The 8,165-nt window shown below is 67.5% G+C and carries 3 protein-coding genes, 1 tRNA gene and 1 pseudogene; all 5 read left to right on the forward strand.

Going from position 1 to position 8,165, the window contains the following annotated elements:
- Positions 1 to 14 precede the first annotated feature (14 nt).
- Positions 15 to 97: transfer RNA gene (locus tag Adu01nite_RS26890), tRNA-Leu, on the forward strand.
- A gap of 603 nt (positions 98 to 700) precedes the next feature.
- Positions 701 to 1,216 (forward strand): DUF4365 domain-containing protein, encoded by a 516-nt coding sequence (locus Adu01nite_RS26895; RefSeq protein WP_203730498.1) that lies wholly within the window; start codon positions 701 to 703, stop codon positions 1,214 to 1,216.
- A complete protein-coding gene (locus Adu01nite_RS26900; protein ID WP_239132723.1) occupies positions 1,213 to 2,337 on the forward strand; it encodes a hypothetical protein in 1,125 nt (374 codons plus the stop codon). Before Adu01nite_RS26895 ends, Adu01nite_RS26900 begins: the two co-directional genes overlap by 4 nt.
- 149 nt (positions 2,338 to 2,486) lie before the next feature.
- On the forward strand, positions 2,487 to 5,354 hold the full coding sequence (locus Adu01nite_RS26905) for a helicase-related protein (protein WP_203730510.1): 2,868 nt from the start codon (positions 2,487 to 2,489) through the stop codon (positions 5,352 to 5,354).
- A pseudogene (locus tag Adu01nite_RS26910) lies at positions 5,351 to 8,165 on the forward strand (class I SAM-dependent DNA methyltransferase); the annotation flags it as partial. The gene Adu01nite_RS26905 and the pseudogene Adu01nite_RS26910, both read left to right, overlap by 4 nt.

Genomic DNA, 8,165 nt, shown 5'->3' on the forward strand with positions numbered 1-8,165 from the left:
CGGTGTGCTTGCCCGCCCGGGTGGTGGAATGGCAGACACGGCCGCCTTAAAAGCGGCTGCCTTACAAGGCGTGCGGGTTCGAGACCCGCCCCGGGCACCCAGAAGATCCGCACGAAGATCATCGGCCGTTGGTTGGGGGCTGCCGCGTGCCTCGCTGGCGGCACGCAGGAGTTCCGAACGCCTTCCGCGGCGAGGATCTCGTGCACGGCGTCGCCGTTGCGCTTCCGGTGGCCGGCTGACGGCGAGGCTTGTCACGGGTATCACCTCCGACAGTTCCTGATCGATCTTCGGCTGGAGCTTGCCTTGCTTGGTGAGTTCTGCGAGTAGGTCCGTCTTCTTGCGCAGGTCGGCGAGGACCGTCCGGAACCGCTCCTGAATTCCGGACCGCCATGCCTAGTCGAAGTTGTCGTCCCCGGCCGGCTCGAGCCGCTCGAAATCGGTGGTGAGGTTGGTCTGGCGGCGTTGAAGAGACGTTTCGGCGTCGCGGAGTGTCGTGCCGTTGCCGAACATCTGATCGACACCGGCCGGGCGAAACCGAGTGCGGTGTTCATCTCCGGGGCCCAGCGCAGTCGGCAATACGGCGTCGCGCCCAGCACGTCGGTCGATGGAGTCACGGCAAGCACGAGGGTTCTCCGAGACGGTGACAAGAAGTATGTTTACGCCCACGGAGCGCGTTGAGTACGGCCCTGGGGCGAGGTGGATGAGTTACGCCAAGTACAACCATCAAGGATATTTCGGCGAGAGCTTCGTGCGTGTCCTGGCCAGCGCCGCCGGCCTGATCGCCGGTCAGCAGGACGTCGACCATACCGGCGTGGACTTCTCCATCGATTTTCCGGGAGTTCGTGGCACGGTCCGCTTCCCCAAGATCGAGGCGCAGGTCAAGTCCTGGTCCAGTCCCAAGGGGACCGACTTGCACTGGAACTACCCCATGAATGTGGATCACTACAACAACCTCGCGGGTGAGGGGTTCGCGGTGTCGCGTTACCTCTTTCTGATCATCGTTCCGTCGGATACCGATCACTACGCACAGGTGGACGAGACATCTATGCGGCTCAGCCACTGCGGGTACTGGGCGTCGTTGCGCGACGCGCCGGTTATCGACCAGGGTGCACAGCGCCACATCACGGTTCACGTGCCCAAGCGCAACCTGCTGACGGTGAACGGCCTGCGGTCGCTTCTCGGCGTCGTCCCAGCGCAACGGATGCCCGCGTCATGATGCCGCGCGTTCTGGTGGGTGAGGACGAGTTGCGTGCCGCCACCGCTCTGACGCCCGAGACGTTGAGCCAATACCTGTCCTACACCGGCTGGGCACCGGAGCAGCATCTCGAACGTGCGACCCTGTGGACGCGGCGCGAGGACGACGGCGATTTCCAGGTGCTGGTCCCGGGGGATCGCACGTTGCGTGATTACGCGAGCCGAGTCTCGGACTTCCTCACAACCGTGGCGGCTGTCGAGGAACGCTCCATCCGGCTGCTCCTCGACGATCTTGAAACCAGCGGGGCGGACACCCTTTCCTTCCGGCTGCTGCCGAGTGGCCCGTCCGGGACGATTCCGCTGTTCAACGCGGTGGACGCGCTGGCCGGCGTGCGAGAGCTGGTTGTGTCGTCAGCGTATGCGCTGACTATCGAACAGCCGATGCTGGTGCAAGGACGTCGGCCGGAGAGCGCGCTCGACTTCGCCCGTACCGTGCGACTGGGCACCCCACGCGCCGGAAGCTGGGCTATTGCAGCGCAACTCGCCGTGCCGCGCGTGGACGCGGATGCCGCCCCGCCGCTCGCCCGTCAAGTGTCGCTGCAGATGCATCGCGCCGTGCGAGCGTGCTTCGCCGCCTCGGGCGAGGCGCTGCGCGAGTTCGATCTGGAATTGTTCCTGCGGCGTACCGGTGAGGGCGTGTCGGCGAACGTCTGTGACGCGCTGGCCAAACTCGGTCGCGACGGTGTTCCGTACGACGTCAGGTTCAACTGGGCGCGTGAGCTGCCGTCATCCATGCCGGCTCGGTCGTTCCGCTTCAGCACTCGGCGGATAGAGGCGCTACGCACGGCGGCAGAGCAGCTCAAGGTGGCAGTTCCGGACGGGGAAGTGACCGTTGAGGGGCAGGTCAGCAAGCTCCGGCGGGACATCGGCGAGGGCGGCCAGGCAACAGTGCGGGGTCCGATCCGCACCATTTACGGCTCCTCGGAACGGTCCGTTCGCGTCATGCTGCCGGACACTCTCTATCAGCGGCTCGTCGACGCGCACGGGCGACGGCAGCACGTCCGGGTCACCGGGACAGCCGTGCGAGGGCGTATCGAGCGCGTTTCCCGAGTTGAGGTCTTGGATGGCACCGCCGAAGCCTGACCGGCTTGGCCTGCGGTGATTCCACCATTCGAGGGATCACTTCGGCCGATGATCGGTGTGGGCGAACTGTATGTGCGGTTTCATCCGTCTCGGTTGATCTGGATACGATCGACCGCACCGATGGGGATAATGGGGAGAGTGGGACGACCGTGAGTGGTGTTCGTTCCGAGGCGCCGCTCGAATTGGCGCCGGGCTCGGTGGTGGTCGTCCGGGATGAGGAATGGCTGGTGCAGACCGCGGAGGAAACCGCGGACGGCCTTCTCGTACACGTTCGAGGCTTGGGCGAATTGGTCCGCGACACCACGGCCAGTTTCTACGCCTCCCTTGACCGTATCGAACCCCTCGACCCGGCAGCCGCGAGCGTGGTTGCGGATGACAGTCCGCGTTACCGCAAGGCCCGCCTCTGGCTCGAGTCCACTTACCGCAAGACCGCCGTTCCGCTCGCCGACCGCTCGCTCACCGTCGCCACGCAGGCCCTGGCGACACCGCTGAGCTACCAGCAGACCGCCGTGCGCAAGGCGCTCGACCCGGACAACCTGCGTCCGCGGATCCTGCTGGCCGACGCGGTCGGGCTCGGCAAGACCCTGGAAATCGGCATGATCCTGTCGGAGCTGGTCCGTCGGGGCCGCGGTGAGCGGATCCTCATCGTGACGCCCCGCCACGTGCTCGAACAGATGCAGCAGGAATTGTGGTCACGATTCGCTTTGCCGTTCGTCCGGCTCGACTCAGCCGGCATCCAACGAGTCCGGCAGAAGCTCCCGGCCAACCGCAACCCGTTCACCTATTTCCGGCGGGCAATCATCTCCATCGACACGCTGAAGTCGGAGCGGTATGCGGCCGGGCTGAAAAAACAGCGCTGGGACGCGGTCGTGATCGACGAATCGCACAACCTGGCCAATGCGTCTACCCAGAACAACAAGCTGGCCCGCACGTTGTCGCGAAATGCCGAGACGCTGATCTTGGCGTCGGCGACCCCGCACAACGGCCGTAAGGAATCGTTCGCCGAGCTCATCCGCCTGCTCGACCCGTCCGCGATCCCGCCCGGCGGCGACCTGGTGGCCGCCGAGATCGAACGGTTGGTGATCCGACGCCACCGGCACAGCGATGAAGTGGCCGGCGTCGTCGGCGCCGACTGGGCGGAACGGCGCGAACCGGAGAACGTGCTGGTGCCCGCAAGCCCGGCGGAGAACGCGGTTGCCCGCGAACTCCAGGACGTGTGGCTGTGGCCGCCGGACAAGCGCACCCCCTACTCCGGGCAGAACGCGTCGCTGTTCCCTTGGACGCTGGCCAAGGCGTTTCTGTCGTCACCGGCCGCGCTGGCCGAGACCGTCCGGCAGCGTCTGGGGCGTCTCCCGCACGACACCGCAGCGAACCTCGAACGGGCGGCACTGGACCGGCTGGCCGACCTCAACGCGGCGGCGCTGACGGTGGGCTCGGCCAAGTACGCCCGGCTGGTCCAGAGGCTGAAGGAGATCGGCGTCGCGAAAGGTTCGCCGATGCGTGCGGTGGTGTTCGCTGAACGCGTCGCCACCCTCACCTGGCTGCACAAGCACCTGCCGGCCGACCTCGGCATGCCCGCCGAAGCGGTCGCGATCATGCACGGTGGCCTGCCCGACGACGAGCAGCAGCGCATCGTCGACGCGTTCAAGCAGGGACACACCCCGGTCCGGGTCCTGATCACGGGCGACGTCGCCTCCGAAGGGGTCAACCTGCACGCCCAGTGCCACGAGCTGATCCACTACGACATCCCGTGGAGCCTGATCCGCATTGAGCAGCGCAACGGCCGTATCGACCGTTATGGCCAGCAGCATCCGCCCCGGATTACTGCTCTGCTGCTGGAGCCGGACGGCGACCGCTTCGCCGGCGACATCCGCATCCTTGCGAAGCTGGTCGACAAGGAGAACGAGGCGCACCGCGCGCTTGGCGACGTGGCCTCCCTGATGGGCCAGTACGACGTGAAGGGCGAGGAGGACGCCATCCGCGCCGTCCTGGCCGGGCAGCGGGAGCTCGACGAAGTGGTGCGGACGCCGGACGAGGTGCTGGCCGGCGACGACCTGTCGGCGATGTTCTTCGGCATCCTCGACGCCGACGACGCGAACGATGCGCCGCCACCCGAGACGAGCGTGACCGCCGGGTCTGGGCTCTACCCCGACGAGGTCTCCTACCTCGATGAGGCACTGCACGCCGCCTTCGTCGACCCGACCAAGCCCTTGAACAACAACGGCGTAGCCTGGCGCCGCGATCCGGCCTTCGGCACCGCCGAACTGACCCCGCCACCGGACCTGGTGCAACGCCTCGACGTGCTGCCGCAGAGCTACCTCGCCGACCGGCGGGTCACCGACAAGCTCGTCCTGGCCACCACCCTTGCGCGCGGCAAGGACCGGCTGGAGCAGGCGCTGCGCGACGACACCGGGTCCAGCTGGCCGGACGCGCACTACCTGAGCCCGCTGCACCCGGTGCTGGACTGGGCCTCGGACCGGGCTCTGGCCGGGCTGGGCCGCAACCAGGTGTTCGCGGTCCGTGGCGACGTCGACAACCTGACCGTGCTGCTGGTGGGCACGCTCACCAACGGGCGCGGTCAGGTCGTCTCAGCCGCTTGGCTGACCGTCGAGTTTCCGATGCCCGACGATTCGTCGTTCGCCCCGGTCACGCCGCACTCGTCGGCCGCCGCGGCACTGGCCGCGCTGGGCTTCGACACCGCGCGAGCCAACCCTGGCCCGGTGCCCGACGCGGACGCGCTGAGCCGGTTCATCGCACCGGCCGTTCACCACGCCCGCGCGCAGATGCGTGACCTGTTCGCCGCAGCGGAGAAGGACGTCGCACACCGGGTCGAACAGTGGTCGCACCGGCTCGCCCAATGGCAGCACGACGCCGACGCGCTCATCCAGCGCCGTGATCTCAAGCAACGCCGGGTCAGCATTGGCCAGGAGCAGCGTCTGGTAGCCGACATGAACCCGGACCGGCAGTTGGTGCGTCCGCTGCTGGTGGTTGTACCGACCACGGAGGTGAATCAATGAGCGTCTCCGACGCGATCCTGGTCGGCGAGGGTTGGATCTCTGAGCACTACTTCACCACCGACGCTACGAAGGAGTCGTTCCACGCCCGGGTGCTGGAACGCCGCAAGACGTGGGACGCAGAGGCCGACGAGCGCCGGCCCACCCCGCGCAGCCGGTTCACCGAGGCTCGGCAGGGGCTGGAAGCCGACCTAGCCAAGCTCAGCGAGCTGACCGATGTGGAGGCCGACCTCGGCGCCACCGACCCGCAGACGACCGCCGCCGCGGTCGCGTCGATCTACCAGCGCATCGTCGACATCCTGGAACTTCGCGAGCACGGTCTGGTCGCGGCTGAGGAGGGGCCGATCCTGCGGGTGTCGGCGCCCGGTATCACCGACCGGGCGCCGCTGGTTGTGGTGCTCGCCCAGCCGGTCGCCACAGTCGAGGACATCCTCGCCAAGGACGGCCGGACGCTCGCCGTACCGGTGCGCCTGGATGACGACGGCGACGAACTGACCTCCGCCGCGCGGCTGACCTCCGCCCTGTTCGTCGAGGACGACGCCCCGGACCTGGCCCTCATCCTGGCTGGCCGGTGGGCGGTGCTGGCCGAACGGGAACGCTGGGCCGAGGGCCGTTACCTCGCCATCGACCTGCAACTGATCTGCGAACGCAACGACACCAGGCGCGGCGGCGAGATCGACCGCGCCCTGACCTGCCTGTCCGCGGCTTCGATCGCCCCGGACGCCGACGGCAACCTGTGGTGGACCAGCGTCCTCGAAGAATCGATCAAACACACCGTCGGCGTCTCCAAGGACCTCCGCGAGGGCGTACGCCTCTCGATCGAGATCATCGCGAATGATGTCGTCGCCCGCCGCCGCTCCCGCGGCCTTGAACCGTTGCCCGCGGCCGAGGCCCAGCCGCTGGCCAAGCAGGCGTTGCGCTTCCTCTACCGCATTCTCTTCCTGCTGTACGCCGAAGCGTCGCCCGAGCTGGGTGTGCTGCCGGTCGGCGCGCCCGAATACGACCGCGGCTACAGCCTGGACCGGCTGCGCGAACTCGTCCAGGTCGAGCTGGCCACCCCGCGAGCCCGAACAGGAACCCACCTCTACGAATCGCTGGGCGTACTGTTCCGGCTGGTCGACAAGGGTCACCAGAGCGTCGAACCGGACGACGAGGAGTCGCTGTCCGCACCGGGGCTTACCTTCAACCCGCTACGCGCCGACCTGTTCCGGCCCAGCGCCACCGCGCACATCGACGCCGTCGGCCTTGGCAACGCCACCCTGCAGGAGATCCTCACTCACCTGCTGCTGAGTAAGGAGCGGCGGGGCAAGGACAGAGGCTTCATCTCGTACGCGGAACTGGGCATCAACCAGCTCGGCGCGGTCTACGAGGGGCTGATGTCGTACACCGGCTTCTTCGCCGAAACCGACCTGTACGAGGTCGCCAAGGGTGGTGACGGCAGCAAGGGCTCCTGGGTGGTGCCGGTAGACCGGGCCGAGGGCATCGACTCCGCCGACTTCGTCAAGCTGGCCGACAGGGTGACCGGTGAGCTGCGGCCGGTGCTGCACCCGCAGGGCTCGTTCGTGTTCCGGCTGGCCGGCCGCGAACGCCAGCAGTCGGCGTCCTACTACACCCCTGAGGTGCTGACGAAATTCACCGTCGGGCAAGCCCTGGAGGAACTACTCGACCAGAACGGCGAACGCACACCCGCCGCTGACATCCTCGACATGACGATCTGCGAACCGGCGCTCGGCTCGGGCGCGTTCGCCATCGAAGCGGTGCGGCAGCTCGCCGAGCAATACCTGAAGCGCCGCCAGGATGAACTGGCCGCCGAAGGTAAACGCATCGACCCGGACGACTACCCGAAACGCCTGCAAGAGGTGAAGGCATACCTCGCCCTGCACAACGTGTACGGCGTAGACCTGAACGGCACTGCCGTCGAACTTGCCGAGATCACGCTGTGGCTCGACACGATGGTGCAGGGCCTGTCGGCACCCTGGTTCGGCCTGCACCTGCGCCGCGGCAACTCGCTGATCGGCGCCCGCCGGGCTGTCTTCCGCCGCAGCCAGGTCACCGACAAGTCGTGGCAGGGCGCGGTGCCGGACGAAGTGCCACTGACCGAACTGGTCGAGGACATCGAGGCCGAGCGGGTCGCCACCGACGGCATCCACCACTTCCTGCTGCCCGCCGACGGCTGGGGATCGGCCGCCGACGCCAAGGAGGCCGCAGCACTCGCGCCGGACGCGGCGAAGAGGCTCAAGACCTGGCGGGGCAGCACCAAGACCAAACCCTCCAAGCAAACCGTCGACGCGTACGCCGAACTGGCGCACCGCGTGGAGTCGTTGTGGCAGATCGCCTACCGCCGCCTGACAATCGCCGAGGAGCAGATCCGCCGTTCCATCCCGGTGTGGGAGGCTGGTGACCTGCCCGCCGGGGGTGCGGTGACCCGTGAGCAGATCGAATTTGCGCTCGCCGATCAGGGCGGCGCCTACCGTCGACTGCGCCGAGCCATGGACGCCTGGGCCGCGTTGTGGTTCTGGCCCCTCACGAACGAACTCGCCACCGTGAACGGCAAGGTGGTAGAGCCACCGACCGTCACGCAGTGGATCGAAGGCTTGCAAGCGCTGCTGGGTCGCAACCCGGACCTGAAGGCTTCACCGCACACATCGCGCCCCGCGGCTCGGTGGACCAGACGATCGCTGTCCAGCCGTGACGGCGGCGTCGCAGCCCGAACGGCCTTCAAAGCCGGTATCGACTGGGAGGAACTGAACCAGGCCGAGGCGATGGAGCTCAGCTTCGCCAACGCCGAGGGCATGGACGAGGTGTTGAGAAAAC

It is taken from the genome of Paractinoplanes durhamensis (genome assembly GCF_016862175.1).
In the GTDB taxonomy this organism is placed as follows: domain Bacteria; phylum Actinomycetota; class Actinomycetes; order Mycobacteriales; family Micromonosporaceae; genus Actinoplanes; species Actinoplanes durhamensis.

Excerpts from the sequence above, each read along its gene's own strand:
- Adu01nite_RS26895 (WP_203730498.1), top strand. The coding sequence starts at position 701 with ATGAGTTACGCCAAGTACAACCATCAAGGATATTTCGGCGAGAGCTTC.
- Adu01nite_RS26900 (WP_239132723.1), top strand. The coding sequence starts at position 1,213 with ATGATGCCGCGCGTTCTGGTGGGTGAGGACGAGTTGCGTGCCGCCACC.